Origin of the sequence: Saccharopolyspora spinosa NRRL 18395 (assembly GCF_000194155.1) — a bacterium.
Classification (GTDB): Bacteria; Actinomycetota; Actinomycetes; order Mycobacteriales; family Pseudonocardiaceae; genus Saccharopolyspora; species Saccharopolyspora spinosa.
Genome location: NZ_GL877883.1, coordinates 339,458 through 355,417 on the forward strand (window position 1 = coordinate 339,458; position 15,960 = coordinate 355,417).

The following is a 15,960-nucleotide window of genomic DNA, read 5'->3' on the forward strand; positions in this document are numbered from 1 at the left end:
GCGCGGCCGTGCACCACCCCGCCCTCACACCTGGCGCTCGAAGGTGACCAGCAGACCCTCGACGCCACCCGGGCCCACCCGGCCCTTGACGTCCGCACCAGTGATCGCCTTCAGCTGCCAACCGTCGGCGCCGTGGTCGTTGAGGACCCGCTCCAGCTTGTCTCCGGACATCTTGCCGCCGAGCCACTTCTCCCGGAGCTCCACGACCTTGTACTGGTACGGCATCGTCTCTCCCCGTCAGCGCGAACACATGTCATGGGGTGAACGATGCACGGCCGCCGCGGGTTCCGTCAGGGACCGCAGGTGCTGTCCGGCGCTGGGGCCAAGAACTCGGTGGCGGCCCAGCGCGCGTCGCCGAGATCGCGGAAGCCGCCGACCACATTGGGCGTCGCGGCCACCTCCGCGCCCTGGCGCAGCTCGCCCACCCGGGCGTTCCCGGAGCTGGGACCGGAGCGGACGTTGAGCACGTCGGCGGTGACCCGGAACGTGCACGGCTCGGGTCCGCCGAAACCGCTGCCGGCCTGTCCGGTGCCGATCAGGTAGCTCACCCCGAGGACACCAGCGCCAATGAGCAGCAACGAGCGGGGCAGCAGGAACATGGCATACCTCCCTGGTCGACCACGGCCGTCCAAGCCACAGCGTCCGACGCCGGAAGCGGCGACGGAACCCGGAGCACCCGTCGGCACGCCCGGTTCAACGCCTCGGGTGTCGCCCGCCCGGCGTTCGAGCGCGGGCTGTAGCCCGATTGAATCGCTCGCACGACCGCACGATTCAAGGGCCTCGCGTTGGACGCACCGGACCACCACGCACAGGCGGACTGGTGGTGCAGGGCGCTCGGCTACGTCCGTCGGGACCAGCAGACCGGCGCCGCGGAGCCCCGCCGCGTGGCCGGTGCCGATCGTCGACCCGGCCGGCGTCGATCCGCTGAACTGGCTCAACCCGGTTCCAGATCCGAGGAGCGGGAAGAACCGGATGCACCTGGACGTCATCGGCGACCGCGCTGAACTACTCGCCTTGGACGCCACCTTGTCCGCGCCCGCGACGCCGAGATCGACCGGGACATCCTCGCCGACCCGAGGGCAACGAGTTCTGCGTCTTCGCCCCCTGACGCCCGGAAAACCGAAACGCCGCCCCCCGCGAGGGGGACGGCGTTCTCACCAGGTGCCGAAGATCAGCGGTCGGCCATCTTCTTCTGGAGGTTCTCGTCCAACGCCGCGAGGAACTCCTCGGTGGTCTGGAACGCCTGGTCGCCGCCGACGAGCAGCGCCAGGTCCTTGGTCATCTTGCCGCTCTCGACGGTCTCGATGACGACCCTCTCCAGGGTGTCGGCGAAGCCGACGACCTCCGGGGTCGAGTCCAGCTTGCCGCGGTGCTGCAGGCCCCGGGTCCAGGCGAAGATCGACGCGATCGGGTTCGTCGAGGTCGGCTTGCCCTGCTGGTGCTGACGGTAGTGGCGGGTCACCGTGCCGTGCGCGGCCTCGGCCTCCACCTTGCCGTCGGCGGTCATCAGGACCGAGGTCATCAGGCCCAGCGAGCCGAAGCCCTGCGCCACGGTGTCGGACTGCACGTCACCGTCGTAGTTCTTGCAGGCCCAGACGTAGCCGCCCTCCCACTTCAGGGCGCTGGCGACCATGTCGTCGATCAGCCGGTGCTCGTAGGTGATGCCCTTGGCGTCGAACTCGGCCTTGTACTCGTTGTCGAAGACCTCCTGGAACACGTCCTTGAACATGCCGTCGTAGGCCTTGAGGATCGTGTTCTTGGTCGACATGTAGACCGGGTAGCCGCGCTCGAGCCCGTAGCGGAAGGACGCGCGCGCGAACTCCTCGATGGACTTGCGGTAGTTGTACATCGCCATCGCGACGCCGCCGTCCGCACCGAACTTGGCGACCTCGAACTCGATCGGCTCGCCACCGTCCTCCGGGGTGAAGGTCACGGTGACGGTGCCCGGGCCGGGGACCTTGAAGTCGGTGGCCTTGTACTGGTCGCCGTGCGCATGACGGCCGATGACGATCGGCTTCGTCCAGGTCGGCACGTAGCGCGGGATGTTGGAGATCACGATCGGCTCGCGGAAGATGACGCCGCCGAGGATGTTGCGGATCGTCCCGTTCGGGCTCCGCCACATCTTCTTCAGGCCGAACTCCTCCACGCGGGCTTCGTCCGGGGTGATGGTGGCGCACTTCACGCCGACGCCGTGCTTGGCGATGGCGTTGGCCGCATCGACCGTGACCTGGTCGTCGGTGGCGTCCCGGTGCTCGATGCCAAGGTCGTAGTAGTCGAGGTTGATGTCCAGGTACGGGTGGATCAGCTTGTCCTTGATGAAGGACCAGATGATCCGGGTCATCTCATCGCCGTCGAGCTCGGCTACGGTGCCCTGGACCTTGATCTTGCTCATGTGGCGGGGTGCTCCTCTCGCGAGAATGCAAGCGGTACAAGCGTACTGCTATCGGCCTCGATTGTGCCCTGTCCCCGTCGCCCACCACCACCCGCGCGGACGCGCGATGCGCCACTGTTCGCGATGCCGACCCCGGGTCGAGATCTTCTTCTAGGCTCAACACCCGACCGAAGGATCTTTGGGTGGCCGATCTTGGAGGACCCGTGGCGACCGGACCGACGCACGCGATGAGCGGTGTCGCCGCTTGGGCGGCAGTGACCGCCCTAGCCGACACGCACGCGCTGGGGCAATTATCCCCGAAGACCTGGGTGGTCGGCGCAACTCTTTCCGCCGGGGCCGCGCTGCTGCCCGACATCGACCACCCCAAGTCGACGGTGGCCAGCACCTTCGGCGCCGTCTCCCGCGGCGCGTCGACCGGGATCAGCGGCTTCAGCGGCTTCATCTACCGCCTCACCCGCACCAAGCACGACAGCGACCGGGAAGGCACCCACCGCGGCTTCACCCACACCGTCGTCTTCGCGCTGCTCGCCGGGCTGATCACCACGGCGATCATGCAGACCAGCGCGGGCGCCGCGCTCGGCGTGCTGATGTTCTTCTTCGCCGGGCTCGCGGTCCGCGGGCTGCTGCACACCTGGTCCTCCAGCAAGGATGCAATGCTGATCACCGCGGCCTCGGTGCTGCTCACCATCGCCTGCTGGGCCTGGGCCGACGACCAGCCCACCAACGCCGCGGCCTTCGGGGTGGCGGTGATGATCGGCTGCATCGCGCACTTCATCGGCGACGCGATCACCGAGCAGGGTTGCCCGATGCTCTGGCCGGTGCCGCTGAGCGGCATGACCTGGTACCCGGTCGCCCCACCGAAGGCGCTGCGGATGAGGACCGGCGGCAAGGTGGAGATGGTGCTGGTCGGACCGGGCCTGACGATCGCCGCCGTGGTGCTGAGCGCGGTCGCCCTCTACCGCATCGGCGCGGCCCCGTGGCTCGCCCAGCTCGACCTGCCGCCCGAGGTCACGGCCTGGATCGCCCCGTCCTGACCTGGCGCGAGCCGCCCTGGGGGAGCGAACGGACCGTTCGCGCCGTTCAGGTGGCGCGAACAGGCCGTTCGCTTCGAATCGCGAGTCGGGCGCCGCAGGATACGACATTTCGCCCATCACTCGTTCTGGGGCCGATAGGGTACAAGAGCGGCAATCACACCGGCGCCGCCCGAAGCCCCGGAGGGAAGATGCGAGCTCGAAAGCGGTTCGTGGCGGCAGCGCTGTCGTTGCCGCTGCTGATCGGCCTCGCCGCGTGCGGCGAGGTCCAGGAAGCCCAGCAGAACCTGCAGAATGCCGACGAGCAGCTCCGGCAGGCACAGGACAACCTGGACGCGGCGTCGGCCTGCCTGCAGGCGATCAACGTCGCGAGCTTCATGCCCAACTTCGCCGACCCGAAGCAGGCGCAGGCCGACGCGCAAGCGAAGGCCGAGGAACTGCGCCAGCTGGTCGAGCAGACGGCCGACCAGACGCTGCGGCAGAACCTGATCGACGTCCAGCAGTCCGTGCAGCAGGTCGCCTCCGGCGAGATCACGCTGGAGTCGAGCGCGGAGTGGACTAGGGCGCAACTCGAGAGGTACCGGCAGGTGACCACCACCTGCTCGCAGATCGGCAACTGACGAAGCGGCCCATCGCCTCCGCGGCTCACCCGATGCGCGGTGTGGCCTCGGTCACCTAGTCTGGGACCGCGGAGGTGATGGGTGATGAAAGCAGCCGTAGGCGACCAACTGCACGTGCACAGCAGGCACGTCGACGAGGCCGACAAGCTCGCCGAGATCCTGGAAGTCCTCGGCGAGGACGGCGCCCCGCCGTACAAGGTGCGGTTCAGGGACGGCCACGAAGGCCTGGTGTACCCGGGCGGAGATTGCTCGATCGAGACGCCCCGTCCCCGCGAGGGCGGCTGACCCGCAAATCGCGGCAAGCGGACCGCACAGGCGGCGGGCACGACCGCTGCTCGACGTCAGGCGAGCGGTGCACGCACAACTCGCGTTGCCACAGGTCCGCGATGCCCGTCCTGCGGGCCCCCGACGTCCCGGTGGAAATCGTGCTCGCCCGCGGCGAGCGCGTCGGCCGGGCTGTAGAGGCTGTTGGGAATGTGCTGGTTGAAGCGAACGGACCGTTCGCGCCGCCTATCGAGGCGGACAGGCCGGGGGGCCCCCAGAACCAACCCGTAACCTGCGTCAGGTTGATGAAGCGAACGGACAGTGATGATGTGTGTAGTGACGCCGCTGGTGGGTCTGACCCTCGCGGTTGGCGAAGCCGCACCGCATCCCTCCCGCTAGGGCAGCCCCGGAACCTCCAGGCAGAACGGGTGCCCAACAAGCCTCTGCAGCGCCAAAGCACTAACGGCACCTGGCTTGCTGCTGAGAAGTCCGGTGCATCCACCGGACTTCTTCTCTTCCGACTGCTCAACTTTGATGGTGCGCACAACGGCCCGGTGTCCACCTTGGACATCGGGCCGTTCTGCTCGAACTTTTTCAGCGGCTGTCGTTCTCGCGCGCTCGCGCTCGGACGTTGCGGACTGCGTTGATCAGAAACGCCGTGAAGATGATCGCCGCGATTCCCGCCCCCGCACCGCCGAGGGCGATGATCAGGGACGGGAAGTCCTTCTGCGGGATGACATCCGAGTCCAGCTTCGTCGGCTTCGGCGGCGGCGCCGCCACGCCCCACTCGGCGGGCACCACGTCGTCCAGCGCCGCCGCCGGGTCGACCACGCCGTAGCCGACGATGTCGTTGCGCCCGTTGATACCGCCCGGGTGCAGTGCCGTCTGCTTGATCCGGTCCATGATCTGCGCGGCGGTCAGCGGCCGGTTCTCGCGCTCGTACTTCTCCTTGATCAGCACGGCCAGGCCGGACACGTACGGCGCGGCGAAGCTGGTGCCCTGGATCGGACCCAGCTGGCCGTTGTCGCCGGTGGCGATCTGACTGGCCAGCCCGGTGCCGCCGACACCCGGGTCGAGGGCGATCAGGTTCTCGCCCGGCGCGGCCACGTCGACCCACGGGCCCGGCACGGTGAACTCCGACGGCGCACCCGCTTGGTTCACCGAGGCGACGGTGAGCACGTAGTCGTCGAACCAGGCTGGCAGCACCGCGGTCGTCGGGCTTCCGGCCGCGTTCTTCTGGCAGGACTCGCCGACGTTCCCGGCCGCGACGACCACCACGACCCCGGCGTTGTAGGCGTCCTTGACTGCATTGTGCAGTTCTTGGTTGCCGTAGTCGTTGTAGTTGCTGGCCTGCGCGATCGGCTGGCACGACGACTGCGAGATGTTGATGACGCTGGCACCGCGGTCCACCGCGATGTTGATCGCCTGCGCCATCGTCTGGGTGTTGCCGATCGTGGCGTTGTTGCCGTCGCTGACGAACAGCTTCGAGGACTGGCGGACGGACAGGATCCGGGCATCCGCCACCGCCTCAACCGCGGCGGCGACCGCGCCGCCAACAACGCCCTGCACACCATCGTCCTGGTCCGCATGCGCCACGACGAACGCACCCGCGCCTACGTCCAACGCCGCACCAAGGAAGGACTCTCGAAGAAAGAGATCATGCGCTGCCTCAAACGATTCGTCGCCCGCGAGGTCTACCACGCCCTGACCACCACACAAGTCACCCAAAACGGTTTGTGTCGTCTACGGAGGTGAACGGTCCGTTCGCTTCACAGCGGTTGGTGAAGCCGAGCCAGGCCACTCCCAGGCGCCCGCTGCGAACCCGCGGCGGTGCAAGCTGCGGGGCGGGGGCTAAGTGGCTTCGCCGCTTCAAAAGCACAAGCCCGCCCGGCCACGCCTCGGACCTCACTTCCAAAACAGCCTCTATACCAACCAAAACCACTCACTGGCGTTGACCTGCGGGAACCGCTCCGACGCCGTGTACCGCCACAATTTCAATGCAAATCGGATCTTTGATTTCCATTGAAATTGCGGACCAACGCTCCTGCGGGAGGGCTGCAGCCAGTAGCAGGTACCCCGCGACCGCGCGAAGGTCCACGATGGACTGATCCGTTGTGAGCGCTCGTTCCGGTGAGAACCGGTATCACCACTTACGAGCCGGGTGCGCCGCTGAACCGGCACCTCCGCGCCGGGCGGCTTCCGCCCGGTCAGCGCCGCAAGCACGCCGTGGTCATTCCGGCGGCGCTCCTCGCGCACGCCCAGCAACGCCTGGCGGATCGAGCCGGACACGATCTCGACCAGCACGCAGAGCAGGAACACCACCGACGCCAGCGCCATCCCGCGCGGGTAGTCGAGGGTGCCGAAGCGAGTCTGCGATCGCCTGGCCCAGCCCACCGACACACCGACGAAGCCGAGCACCACCGGCACCCGCAGGTTGATGTCCAGCCGGTGCAGCGAGAGGTCGCCACGAACGACGGCAGCACCTGCGGCAGCACGCCGCTGACCAGCTGCTGCCGAGCGCGGTGTTGCGCGCGGCCAGCACCGCCACCGGCACGCTGATCAGCGACGCGACCAGCGTCGCGCGGACCACGATCGCCAGCGTCTGCCCGCTCAGCGCTAGCAGTTCGCCGATCGGCGGGAAGTCCAGCGGCAGCGTACGGCGCGCGAAGTCCACCGCGTTGCCGGAGACGATCCACAATGGTCGCAATATTCAGCCGCAGCTCGCTGAAAGACCAGATCACGGCGCCAGCAGAGCGAGCACGACCAGCGCCGCGATCACACCCTCGGGACGGGGCCGGGCGAGCGTCCGTCCATTCCGCGCGGGACCGACCCGCTTGGTGCGCGGCGCTTCTACTGTCGTGGTTACGGAATTCACCCCGCAGTCGCGAGTTCGCTCGACCCGACCTTGGCGTAGATCACCGTCGTTGCATCCCGGCTCAGCCCGTCGACCGGGGTGTCCAGCACTACCCGCCCCAAGCGCAGCCCGACGATCCGATGTCCCCAGCCCAGCGCGAGGTCGACCGGGTGCAGGCTGCACAGCACGGTGAGCCCGTCCGCCCGGCCGATCTCCGCGATCAGGTTCATCACCTGCGCAGCCGAGTCCGGGTCCAGCGAGGCGACCGGCTCGTCGGCGAGCAGGGCCTCTGGCTTCTGCAACAGCTCCCGCGCCACCGCGACCCGCTGCTGCTGCCCGCCGGAGAGCGTGTCCGCGCGCTGCAGCGGCTGGTCGGTGAGGGCCACCCGCTCCAGCTGCTCCATCGCGGCGTAGCGGACCGGTCGCCGGTGCAGAAACCGTTGGCCCGCAGGTAATCGCTGTTGACCTTGTCGCGCAACACGGCGGTGATCTTCTCCTTCAACGCCGGGTCCAAGTCGTCGGAGATGGCCGCCGGGTCGCGGGAGACCAGACGCCGAGCAGCGCCTGCTCGCGGTGCGCGACGCGCGACTTGTCGAAGGTCTGCGTGTAGACCCCGGCCCAGCGGCGGACGATCCGCGGCAGCGGGCGGCCGAGCAGTTCCTCGGCCCGCTGCTTGAGTTCGTAGGGGTCTTCGTGCGCGCGCAGTGCGGGCTGCGCGGTCCGCGACTCGACGGCGCCGTCCTGCTCGCACCACAGCTCGGCGAGTATTTCGCCGCGCAGTGCCGGGTTCAGCGCCCTCGTCTCGGCGGCGTCCAGCAGCTTCGCGCCGCGCTCGGCGGCGTCCGGGCGAGCGACGAAGTCCTCGGCGACCGCCAGCTCGGCGGGCGTGCGGCGCACGGTCAAAACCACTCACGGCGTCGCGTTGCCGGCTGATCAGTCGAGGCAGAACTCGTTGCCCTCGGGATCAGCCATCACGATGTGCCCGCCGCCGAGCGGAGGAGCGGGCTCGTAGCGGCGCACCCGCGTCGCTCCCAGCGCGACGAGCCGGCCGCACTCGGCCTCCAGCGCCGCCATCCGCTCCTCCCCCTGCAATCCAGGAGCCGCCCGGACGTCCAGGTGGACGCGGTTCTTGGCGACCTTTTCCTCCGACACCTGCTGGAAGAACAGCCGCGGGCCGTGCCCGTCCGGGTCCTCGATGGCCGACCTCGTGTTCCGCTGCTCCTCCGGTACGCCGATCCGCGCGAGGAAGTCGTCCCACGCGGCCAGCGGGTCGGCGCCCTCGGGCAGATCGACTCCGGGCGGGGCGGGGTGGACGTAGCCCAGCACGTCGCGCCAGAAGGACGACAGCGCCCGAGGGTCGTGGGCGTCGAAGGTGATCTGAGTGTGGCGGCTCATCGGGTAGCTCCAGTCGCAGTCGGTTTAGCGTGCAGGTAGAGGTCGCGCAGCAGGCAGACCTCGGACAGGTGGTGGATCAGCTCGCGGTTGATGTGCAGCACCAGCGCTGCCAGCGGACGCTCGGCGTGCGGCCCCTCCGCCTCCCCGCACGGGCGCGCGAGGCCGGTTTCGCCGAGGGACTCGACCCCAGCCAGCCATGTCGCGTACTCCGCGTCGAGTTGGGCCAGCGCCTCGGCCGCAGTCGCGGCGTACTCGAACGACTGGTAGTCGGTGGGCGCGCGACCGAAGTGCGCGGCGTTGCGCACCGCGAACACACCGACGATCACGTGCCCGAGCCGCCAGGCGATCGTCGTGAACGGCGGCGGGTCTGGCTCCGGCATCGCGAAGTCGATGGTCATCGCGCCGGACCCGGCCTGCACCTGTGCAGCGCCGGTGGCGCGCGGGCGAACGCTCCAGCAGTCGGGTGCCGGCTCCCAGAAGTACTCGTCGTCGGTGAGGCCGTCGAGGCGATCGCGCAGCTGGTTGGCCCAGTGCCAGGTGAGTTGCTCTCGGAGCAGGGGGTTCCAGGTTGGGTCGGTCATGGTCCCAGCCTCCCGCACATAGCGGACAGGATCGTTCCGCGATCTGTGGAACGATGAGCGCGTGACCGTCGAGTCGACGACCGAGCGGGTGCTACGAATGCTGGCGCTGCTGCAGAGGCGGCCGTCCTGGACCGCCGCCGAGCTCGCCGCCGAGCTGGGGGTCACCGACCGCTCGGTGCGCCGCGACGTGGAGCGGCTGCGCGCGCTCGGCTACCCGGTGCACGCGACGGCAGGTGTCGGCGGCGGCTACCAGCTCGGCGCGGGCACCCGGCTGCCGCCGCTGCTCCTCGACGACGAGGAAGCGATCGCGACGGCGGTTTCCCTGCGACTGGCGTCGGGGGGCACGGTCGCCGGGGCGAGCGAGGCCGCGTTGCGCGCGCTCGCGAAGCTCGACCAGGTGATGCCGCCCCGGCTGCGCGCCGAGGTGCGGGCGGTGCACGGCGCCACCGACACCCTTGTCGGCCCCGGGGTCGAGATCGACGCGGAGCTGCTGGTGACGCTCGCGCGGGCCTGTCGCGACGCCGTGCGAGTGCGGTTCCGGTACGCCGGCCGCGCCGGTGAGGAACGCGAGCGCACGGTCGAGCCGGTGCGCATGGTCACCACCGGCCGCCGCTGGTACCTGATGGCCCGGGACGTCGACCGCGACGACTGGCGCACCTTCCGGTTGGACCGGATGCGCGAGTTGGCGGCAACTACCTGGCGCTTCCAGGCAGGGGAGCATCCAGACCCGGTCGCCTACGTGCAGCGGTCCGTGACCGAGGCGCCGTACCGGTACCTCGCCAGGGTGCGGGTCCATGCCCGGCCCGACCGGGTGCGGGAACTGGTGCCGCCCCAGGTGGGGCGCGTCGAAGACGATCGCGACGGGTGGTGCGTGCTCGTCGTCGGCGGGGAGGACCTGGACCGGCTCGCCATGCACGTGGCCCGGCTGGGTTTCGAGGCAGAAGTGCTGGAGCCTCCGGAGCTGCGGGAGGCCGCCGCCCTGCTCGCCCGCCGCCTCGCGGTGATGGCCCGGACCAGCTGACGGACGGTGGCGCGGCGCAACACCCGGCAGCGGGAACCCAGCTGACGAGAAGGGTTTTCAGTCGCGGAGGCGGGTAACGAAGCTGAGCGGTCGCCGCGGAACAGGGAGCGGACCCGCTCGATCGGCTCGCCGTCCGGGGTCCACGACCGCCGGTGCAGCAGGATCATCGGCGTCGCCGGGTTGTGGCCGATCAGCAGCGCCTCGCGAGTACCGTCTCGATGCGCTCCTTGGCTTCGCCGAACCGCACGCCCAGCTTCTCCCGCAAGAACGCGTAAAACGAGCCCGACGGGTCGAACTCCCCGAGCAGCTCCGGAAAGCGCCGTTTCGGCAGGTAACTCGACTCCAGCCCGACGCGCTCCCCATCGGCGAGCAGCACCCGCTGCAGATGCACCACGTCGTCTCCCGGCGACAGCCCGAGATCGGCGGCCAAGCGCGGATGCGCCGCCCACGACTTCGCGGTGATCACCGTCCGGCCGGGCTCCAGGCCCTGCGCCCTAACGCCCTCGGTTTAGCTGGTCAACGCCAACGGCTGCACGAGTTTCGGCGGCGCCAGGACGGTGCGGCTGCCCTGCCGGCGCAGCAGCCGGCCTTCTAGCATCAGCTCCGTGACCGTGACCGCCTGCCACAGCGTCACCCGCGACACCCGAAGCGCTCGGCGAGCCCCAGCTCCGCAGGTAGCGCGGCACCCTCGCCCAGCTCCTCGACGAGTTCGAGCAGCTCGATCTTCACCGCGTAGTAACGCGGAACCCGGCCGTGCTCGGGAATTCCGCTGCGAACCGGCTGATCCGCCCGGTGATCGATGCGCACGGCGCTCAGCCCAGCAGTCCGCCCTTGATGGTCATCGCCACCGCGATGATCACCAGCCCGAATCCGCTGTAGAGCAGGACATCCACAGCTCTGCTGCGGATCGCCAACAACCCGGCCCGCTCCTGCGGGACCATGCCGCGCATCGCCGCCGCGACCAGCAGCGCAACACCGAGCAGCACCGAACCCCGCCGCCAATGCCCCAGGGCGATCAGCAGGAGCCCGATCAGCACGCCCAGCAGCACCAGTCCGAACGGCACGTGCACCGAAAGGCGCGACCCGTCGCCAAACCGTTCGCTCACGCCGTTCCTCCCGTGGTGGTGGACTCGAACCGGGGCACCCCCGGCACGGATCAGCCGACGTTGCGCTCCGCCGCCTCGACGACGTTGGTCAGCAGCATCGCGCGGGTCATCGGCCCGACCCCGCCGGGGTTGGGCGACACGAACCCGGCGACCTGCACGACATCCGGGTGCACGTCTCCGGCCAGCCCGGCGTCGGTGCGGCTCACGCCGACGTCGAGCACCGCCGCGCCCGGCTTGACCATGTCCGCCGTGATCAGGTGCGGCTTGCCCGCCGCCGCGATGACGATGTCCGCGCGACGCACCTCCTCGGCGAGATCCCTGGTCCCGGTGTGGCAGAGCGTGACCGTGGCGTTCTCGCTGCGCCGCGTGAGCAGCAGGCCGATCGGGCGGCCGACGGTGATGCCGCGGCCGACGACCGCGACCTGCGCACCGTTGAGCGGCACGTCGTAGCGGCGCAGCAGCTCGATGATGCCGCGCGGGGTGCACGGCAGCGGTGCCTCCTCGCCGAGCACCAGGCGCCCCAGGCTGATCGGGTGCAGCCCGTCCGCGTCCTTCTCCGGCGCGATGCGCTCAAGCAACGGCCCGGCGTCGAGGTGCTTGGGCAGCGGCAGCTGCACGATGTAGCCGGTGCAGGCCGGGTCGGCGTTGAGCTCGTCCAGCACCGCCTCGACATCGGCCTGGCTGACGTCGGCGGACAGGTCCTTGCGGATCGACTTGATGCCGACCTTGGCGCAGTCGTTGTGCTTGGCGCGCACGTAAGACTGCGAGCCGGGGTCATCCCCGACCAGGACTGTGGCCAGCCCTGGTGCGTGCCCCTGCTCAACCAGCCGGGCGACCCGGGGCCGTAGCTCGTCGAAAATCGCGTCCTTGGTGGCCTTGCCGTCCAGAATCGTCGCGCTCACGGCTATTCATCGTGGCAGACGGCGCGCGGACCGTCCCGCCCGGTCCGGCATTGCCGCCGCGCCGACGGCCACCACCGGGAGCAGCACGCCGAGCAATGTGGACGTCGAGATGCCCGCACCGGAGGCCGGGACGAACACGTCGAACAGCCGCTCGCCGACCAGCTGACCAGCTGACCAGCTGACCAGCGATCATGCCCAGGCTGAGCACCAGCACCCCGTGAAGCGCACCAGCGCCACCGACCCGCCGATCACAAAGATCGCCAGGAAACCGCCGGCGCAGAGCCACGCATCAGCCGGCAACCGGATGGCGAGCAGCACCCCGACCCCGGCAGGGCCGAACATGCCGAGCACTCCCGGGCCTTCGCCCGGTCATGCGTTCGCCGCACGGAAGTAGTAGTCACGTAAGCGAAGTCTGCTCCGGCCCCGGCAGCGCACGCGATGCCCGAGCACTGTGACTTATGACAAACCCGAAGCCCAGCAACGCCAATCCGGCCGCCGCCGCGGCAGCCGCCGCCGGGCCGGAGATGTCGAGCATCCAACCCGCCAGCGGGGCGGCCAGCGCGCCGCCCAGCGTCGTCGCGCTGGCCATCCAGCCGAACGCCTCGCTGCGCCGCTCGACCGGCGTCAGATCCGCCAGCCGCCCGTTGCAAGCGGCCAGCGTCGGCGCGATCGCGGTGCCCCCGACCAGCAAGATCGCACCGACCAACCACGGCGAACCCGGATCGGTGATCGGCGGCAAAGCGGGCACCAGGGCGGCGAGCCCGAGCGCGGCGAGCAGGACGCGCAGCCAAAGCCGCGGGCGCGCCGCGAAACCGCCCGACACCAGGCCACCTGCCAGCGAACCGACCGCCCAAATCATGGCCAGCAGCCCCGCCAGCTCCGGGGCGCCCCGCTCTCGGGCCCAGCCGACGAGCACCAGGTCCACCGCGATCAACCCGCCGACCAGCAGCGCGAAGAACAGCAGCAGCGACGTGAAACCCGGCACCCGGAACAACGACCCGGTCTTGCCGGCACCGCTCGCGCCCTCCCCCGGCGCCTCGCGCAGCCCCGCGCGCAACAGCGAAGCGGCGAACATCGCCGCACCGAGAGCCGCCCAGGCCGCGCAGGACAACATCGCGGCGACCGGACCCCAAGCGGCCACCACGAACGTCGCCAGCATCGGCGTGATCACGAACAGCAACTCCTGCAGCGTCGCCTCCACCGCGAAGGCCGCCTCCCGTGCCGGACCGTCAGTCAGCCGCGGCCAGATAGCCCGACCCACCTGCGTGATCGGCGGGTGCGACAGCCCGGTGAGCAGCGCCACCGGCAGCATCAGCCACCACTGCGCCGGCTCCACCCAGCGCGACACCACGACCATCGCCGCCATTCCGAGCCCGGAACCCAGCCCGGTCACCACCAGGAGGCGCGGCGCCGAACTGCGATCGGCGGCCCGGCCGCGCAGCGGTCCGGCGATGGCCTGACCTGTCGTGACCGTCGCCCCTATGACGCCGCCAATGGCGTACGACCCGGTCCAGTCGACGACCAGGAAGGCCAGCACCATCGCCAGGGCCGGCATGTGCAGGCGCCCGAGCAGGCTGAACGCCATCAGGCTCGACGCATGCGGAACAACCGCCAGAAGTCGATAAGGACGCAGCACACAACTCACTCTGGCGTCTGGCACGCCCGTACCGCTACCGAATTTCGTCGATCATCCACCGCGGCCGGACCACCGCCCGGTCCGATCCACCTGGTGGTGTGATGTTCATCCGGCCGCCCAGCAGGCAGGCTCTCGTGACGAGATCACCGCGCTCTGTGATGAGGATCTTGGAGGTGAGGACGTGTCCGGGATCAACGGCACTGAACTCGCCCACAACTCCCATCATCGGGCCCGCGTCGAGTAGCGTCTTGGCCGGGGTGGAGTCGGGTTGCTTCGTCGAGAGGGGGAGGATGTCACCCATGTCGCGTCCGACAGCGATCAGTCCGGAAGAGCAGGAGCAGATCGCCCGCAGGATCGGGGTTCTGCTGTTACAGGGCGCTCCCGAGGACTGGCAGGAGATCACGGTGGAGTACCGCGCCACCGGTGAGTACCACGACCTGCTGGGTGAGGTTGCCGCGCAAGACGGCAGTTCCCGCCCCTGGGAGCCGCCGATCGAACTGCAGGAGATCTTCGAGCGCCTGCGCGAAGGCATGTACCGGCCCGACGTGGGCACCTGGCTCAGTGCCCTCTACGTCGTCGAACGTCCATCGAGCTATCGGATCGACATCAACTTCGATTCCGAGCCCCTCTGGCAGCGCCCGCTGCCGCGTGCCGCGTACGTCGACGAACTGCGTCGCTACCCGCGCGCCGAGGAGAACGTGCCGGACTGGATGCAGGAGCGCCTCGACGGCACCCCTGTCCAGGCCTCCGAAGCACCGACCGCCGAGCAGTCGACCGTGGAGCCGCTGGTCGCTGAGGCACCGGTGGTCGAAACCGCAGCCCCCGAACCCGTGAACGCCGAACCCGCTGTCGCCCAGGCGCCGATCCCGGAGCCGGGGATCGCCGAACCTGCCGACGGGTTCCAGGTGGCCAACGTCTTCGACGACTACGACGAGCATGGCCGCCCGGTGGTCGCCGACCGCCAGCCGGTCCCGGCCGAGGACGTCGCGGCGCTGCGCCAGTACCTGGAGAACGCACCGGTCGTGCTCGCCTCCCGCGAAGACGAAGAGGACCAGCTCGACCCGGAGCGGGCCGCCTCGGTGCCGGGCACCTGGCACACCGACGGCGCCTGGCTGTGGCCGGGCGCCATCGCTTTCTACCTGACGCAGTACGGGGTGCCGCCGGAAGCCGAACTCGTCGAGCACATCCGCAGTCGCGGCTTCCAGCTCGCCGAGGTCGACGACGCCACCCGCGACGCGGCCGTCAGCGAGCTCCTCGACCAGCCCCTCGACGAACTCGGCAACGAGCTCAACGACGAGCTGGAGACCTCGGCCGCCAGGCCGGAGCCCATTCCAGAGCCGGACTTCGACGACGAGCCCGAGGAGGAGCGCGCCGAGCCGACCGGCGGATCCCGGCACGTGCTCGACGAGGCCGAAGCGCCCGACACGCAGAAAGTGCTGGCCAAGCTGCACGACCGGCTCACCGACCACCGGGTGGACGGTGCTGGCTACCGCATCGGCAGCCACAGCCCGGACGCCCGCTGCCTGGTCGAGGACGGCGCGGACTGGGTCGTCACCGCCGGTTCCGACGGCGGCGAAGAAGTCCGGTTCGCCCGCGTCGACCACGCCGCCGCGTACCTGCTGGGCAGCCTCCTGATGGACCGGCCAGCCACCGCTGCGGCGCCGGGCCCCGCCCCGGTGGCCGACCTTCCCCAGCGCTCCGCGCCGGAAGTTCCCGACCTGCCGCAGCGCGCTGTGCCGGAGGCTTCCGACCTGCCGCAACGCTCAGCACCGGAACAGGCCGACCTTCCCCAGCGCTCCGCAGCGGAAGTTTCCGAGCTGCCGCAGCGTTCGGCGCTGGATGCCCCCGACTTGCCGCAGCGTTCGGCTCCAGAAGTTCCGGACCTGCCGCAGCGCTCCGCAGTGGACGTTTCTGACCTGCCGCAGCGTTCGGCGGCAGAACCGACCGACCTGCCGCAGCGTTCGGCGCCGGAACCGGAACGCGGCGGGGCGAACCCGCTGTTCACCGCGAACCAGGAGCCGACGGGTGTGCCGCCGGAACCGTCGAGCCAGGAACCCGCGGCCCAGGCCGGGGACGACGCGACCCGGTTCCAGCCCGCATCGCGACTGGACCGTCCCGTGCAGCCCCCGGCTGGTCCGACGGCACCGCCGTCGCCGCC

At 69.9% G+C, this 15,960-nt stretch carries 20 protein-coding genes and 2 pseudogenes; 6 read left to right on the plus strand and 16 right to left on the minus strand.

Features of this window, described 5'->3' with window-relative positions:
* Positions 1-24: 24 nt before the first annotated feature.
* The 3 genes from SSPN_RS0139720 to SSPN_RS0139730 all read right to left on the minus strand — a co-directional run bounded on the left by SSPN_RS0139720 (position 25) and on the right by SSPN_RS0139730 (position 2,392).
* Positions 25-225 (minus strand): DUF4177 domain-containing protein, encoded by a 201-nt coding sequence (locus SSPN_RS0139720; protein WP_010315952.1) that lies wholly within the window; start codon positions 223-225, stop codon positions 25-27.
* A 65-nt stretch (positions 226-290) separates the two neighbouring features.
* Positions 291-599, minus strand: a complete 309-nt coding sequence (locus SSPN_RS0139725) for an SH3 domain-containing protein (protein WP_010315954.1) — start codon at positions 597-599, stop codon at positions 291-293.
* A 572-nt stretch (positions 600-1,171) separates the two neighbouring features.
* Entirely contained in the window at positions 1,172-2,392 is a 1,221-nt protein-coding gene (locus tag SSPN_RS0139730; protein WP_010315956.1) for an NADP-dependent isocitrate dehydrogenase, read from the minus strand.
* A 203-nt stretch (positions 2,393-2,595) separates the two neighbouring features.
* Here SSPN_RS0139730 and SSPN_RS0139735 point away from each other — a divergent pair, with 203 nt between their 5' ends.
* From SSPN_RS0139735 to SSPN_RS0139745, 3 genes are all read left to right on the plus strand, one after another.
* On the plus strand, positions 2,596-3,426 hold the full coding sequence (locus SSPN_RS0139735) for a metal-dependent hydrolase (protein ID WP_010315958.1): 831 nt from the start codon (positions 2,596-2,598) through the stop codon (positions 3,424-3,426).
* Positions 3,427-3,614: 188 nt separating this feature from the next.
* The gene (locus SSPN_RS0139740) at positions 3,615-4,043 is read left to right on the plus strand and encodes a hypothetical protein (protein ID WP_044577204.1); all 429 of its coding nucleotides are present in this window, start codon (positions 3,615-3,617) and stop codon (positions 4,041-4,043) included.
* A gap of 84 nt (positions 4,044-4,127) precedes the next feature.
* A complete protein-coding gene (locus tag SSPN_RS0139745) occupies positions 4,128-4,328 on the plus strand; it encodes a DUF1918 domain-containing protein (protein ID WP_010315963.1) in 201 nt (66 codons plus the stop codon).
* Positions 4,329-4,901: 573 nt separating this feature from the next.
* On the opposite strand, the gene SSPN_RS48145 is transcribed toward SSPN_RS0139745, so the two are convergent.
* The gene (locus tag SSPN_RS48145; protein WP_010315965.1) at positions 4,902-5,903 is read right to left on the minus strand and encodes a S8 family serine peptidase; all 1,002 of its coding nucleotides are present in this window, start codon (positions 5,901-5,903) and stop codon (positions 4,902-4,904) included.
* On the opposite strand from SSPN_RS48145, the pseudogene SSPN_RS61205 reads away from it, so the two are divergent.
* Positions 5,823-6,062: pseudogene (locus SSPN_RS61205) on the plus strand (transposase); the annotation flags it as partial. The gene SSPN_RS48145 and the pseudogene SSPN_RS61205 overlap by 81 nt on opposite strands.
* Before the next feature lie 168 nt (positions 6,063-6,230).
* Here the strand turns inward: SSPN_RS61205 and SSPN_RS61210 are convergent.
* From SSPN_RS61210 to SSPN_RS0139775, 5 genes are all read right to left on the minus strand, one after another.
* Positions 6,231-6,725: a hypothetical protein gene (locus SSPN_RS61210; RefSeq protein WP_237710964.1), complete on the minus strand. Its 495-nt coding sequence runs from the start codon at positions 6,723-6,725 to the stop codon at positions 6,231-6,233.
* A 453-nt stretch (positions 6,726-7,178) separates the two neighbouring features.
* Positions 7,179-7,565, minus strand: a complete 387-nt coding sequence (locus SSPN_RS48155) for an ATP-binding cassette domain-containing protein (protein WP_010315972.1) — start codon at positions 7,563-7,565, stop codon at positions 7,179-7,181.
* 94 nt (positions 7,566-7,659) lie between these two features.
* Positions 7,660-8,058, minus strand: a complete 399-nt coding sequence (locus tag SSPN_RS61215) for a hypothetical protein (RefSeq protein WP_044577206.1) — start codon at positions 8,056-8,058, stop codon at positions 7,660-7,662.
* Positions 8,059-8,094: 36 nt separating this feature from the next.
* Complete coding sequence (locus SSPN_RS0139770; protein WP_010315976.1) at positions 8,095-8,556, minus strand: VOC family protein; 462 nt, start codon at positions 8,554-8,556, stop codon at positions 8,095-8,097.
* Entirely contained in the window at positions 8,553-9,137 is a 585-nt protein-coding gene (locus SSPN_RS0139775; protein ID WP_010315978.1) for a DinB family protein, read from the minus strand. The genes SSPN_RS0139770 and SSPN_RS0139775 overlap by 4 nt, the downstream gene beginning before the upstream one ends.
* Before the next feature lie 61 nt (positions 9,138-9,198).
* Here SSPN_RS0139775 and SSPN_RS0139780 point away from each other — a divergent pair, with 61 nt between their 5' ends.
* On the plus strand, positions 9,199-10,158 hold the full coding sequence (locus tag SSPN_RS0139780) for a helix-turn-helix transcriptional regulator (RefSeq protein WP_010315981.1): 960 nt from the start codon (positions 9,199-9,201) through the stop codon (positions 10,156-10,158).
* Positions 10,159-10,215: 57 nt separating this feature from the next.
* On the opposite strand, the pseudogene SSPN_RS48160 reads toward SSPN_RS0139780, so the two are convergent.
* The 7 genes and pseudogenes from SSPN_RS48160 to SSPN_RS0139810 all read right to left on the minus strand — a co-directional run bounded on the left by SSPN_RS48160 (position 10,216) and on the right by SSPN_RS0139810 (position 14,103).
* Positions 10,216-10,974 (minus strand): annotated as a pseudogene (locus tag SSPN_RS48160) (GntR family transcriptional regulator).
* Positions 10,971-11,264, minus strand: coding sequence for a DUF3017 domain-containing protein (locus tag SSPN_RS0139790; protein ID WP_010315983.1), 294 nt, complete (start codon positions 11,262-11,264; stop codon positions 10,971-10,973). The pseudogene SSPN_RS48160 and the gene SSPN_RS0139790 overlap by 4 nt, the downstream one beginning before the upstream one ends.
* Positions 11,265-11,314: 50 nt before the next feature.
* Positions 11,315-12,166, minus strand: coding sequence for a bifunctional methylenetetrahydrofolate dehydrogenase/methenyltetrahydrofolate cyclohydrolase (locus tag SSPN_RS0139795; protein ID WP_010315984.1), 852 nt, complete (start codon positions 12,164-12,166; stop codon positions 11,315-11,317).
* A gap of 6 nt (positions 12,167-12,172) precedes the next feature.
* Positions 12,173-12,304, minus strand: a complete 132-nt coding sequence (locus SSPN_RS62000; RefSeq protein ID WP_010315985.1) for a hypothetical protein — start codon at positions 12,302-12,304, stop codon at positions 12,173-12,175.
* A 51-nt stretch (positions 12,305-12,355) separates the two neighbouring features.
* Positions 12,356-12,508 (minus strand): hypothetical protein, encoded by a 153-nt coding sequence (locus SSPN_RS57380; protein WP_158309722.1) that lies wholly within the window; start codon positions 12,506-12,508, stop codon positions 12,356-12,358.
* 55 nt (positions 12,509-12,563) lie between these two features.
* Positions 12,564-13,751: an MFS transporter gene (locus SSPN_RS0139805; protein ID WP_010315987.1), complete on the minus strand. Its 1,188-nt coding sequence runs from the start codon at positions 13,749-13,751 to the stop codon at positions 12,564-12,566.
* 85 nt (positions 13,752-13,836) lie between these two features.
* Positions 13,837-14,103, minus strand: coding sequence for a hypothetical protein (locus SSPN_RS0139810; RefSeq protein ID WP_010315988.1), 267 nt, complete (start codon positions 14,101-14,103; stop codon positions 13,837-13,839).
* Here SSPN_RS0139810 and SSPN_RS57385 point away from each other — a divergent pair.
* On the plus strand, positions 14,102-15,960 hold a 1,859-nt coding region (locus SSPN_RS57385; RefSeq protein WP_010315989.1), incomplete at its 3' end, for a hypothetical protein. The genes SSPN_RS0139810 and SSPN_RS57385 overlap by 2 nt on opposite strands.

Coding starts and splice junctions, on each gene's coding strand:
- SSPN_RS0139770 (WP_010315976.1), bottom strand. CDS start 8,556: ATGAGCCGCCACACTCAGATCACCTTCGACGCCCACGACCCTCGGGCG.
- SSPN_RS0139805 (WP_010315987.1), bottom strand. CDS start 13,751: ATGGCGTTCAGCCTGCTCGGGCGCCTGCACATGCCGGCCCTGGCGATG.
- SSPN_RS0139720 (WP_010315952.1), bottom strand. CDS start 225: ATGCCGTACCAGTACAAGGTCGTGGAGCTCCGGGAGAAGTGGCTCGGC.
- SSPN_RS0139730 (WP_010315956.1), bottom strand. CDS start 2,392: ATGAGCAAGATCAAGGTCCAGGGCACCGTAGCCGAGCTCGACGGCGAT.
- SSPN_RS0139725 (WP_010315954.1), bottom strand. CDS start 599: ATGTTCCTGCTGCCCCGCTCGTTGCTGCTCATTGGCGCTGGTGTCCTC.
- SSPN_RS0139745 (WP_010315963.1), top strand. CDS start 4,128: ATGAAAGCAGCCGTAGGCGACCAACTGCACGTGCACAGCAGGCACGTC.
- SSPN_RS0139775 (WP_010315978.1), bottom strand. CDS start 9,137: ATGACCGACCCAACCTGGAACCCCCTGCTCCGAGAGCAACTCACCTGG.
- SSPN_RS0139740 (WP_044577204.1), top strand. CDS start 3,615: ATGCGAGCTCGAAAGCGGTTCGTGGCGGCAGCGCTGTCGTTGCCGCTG.
- SSPN_RS57380 (WP_158309722.1), bottom strand. CDS start 12,508: ATGTTCGGCCCTGCCGGGGTCGGGGTGCTGCTCGCCATCCGGTTGCCG.
- SSPN_RS0139810 (WP_010315988.1), bottom strand. CDS start 14,103: ATGGGTGACATCCTCCCCCTCTCGACGAAGCAACCCGACTCCACCCCG.
- SSPN_RS48155 (WP_010315972.1), bottom strand. CDS start 7,565: ATGGAGCAGCTGGAGCGGGTGGCCCTCACCGACCAGCCGCTGCAGCGC.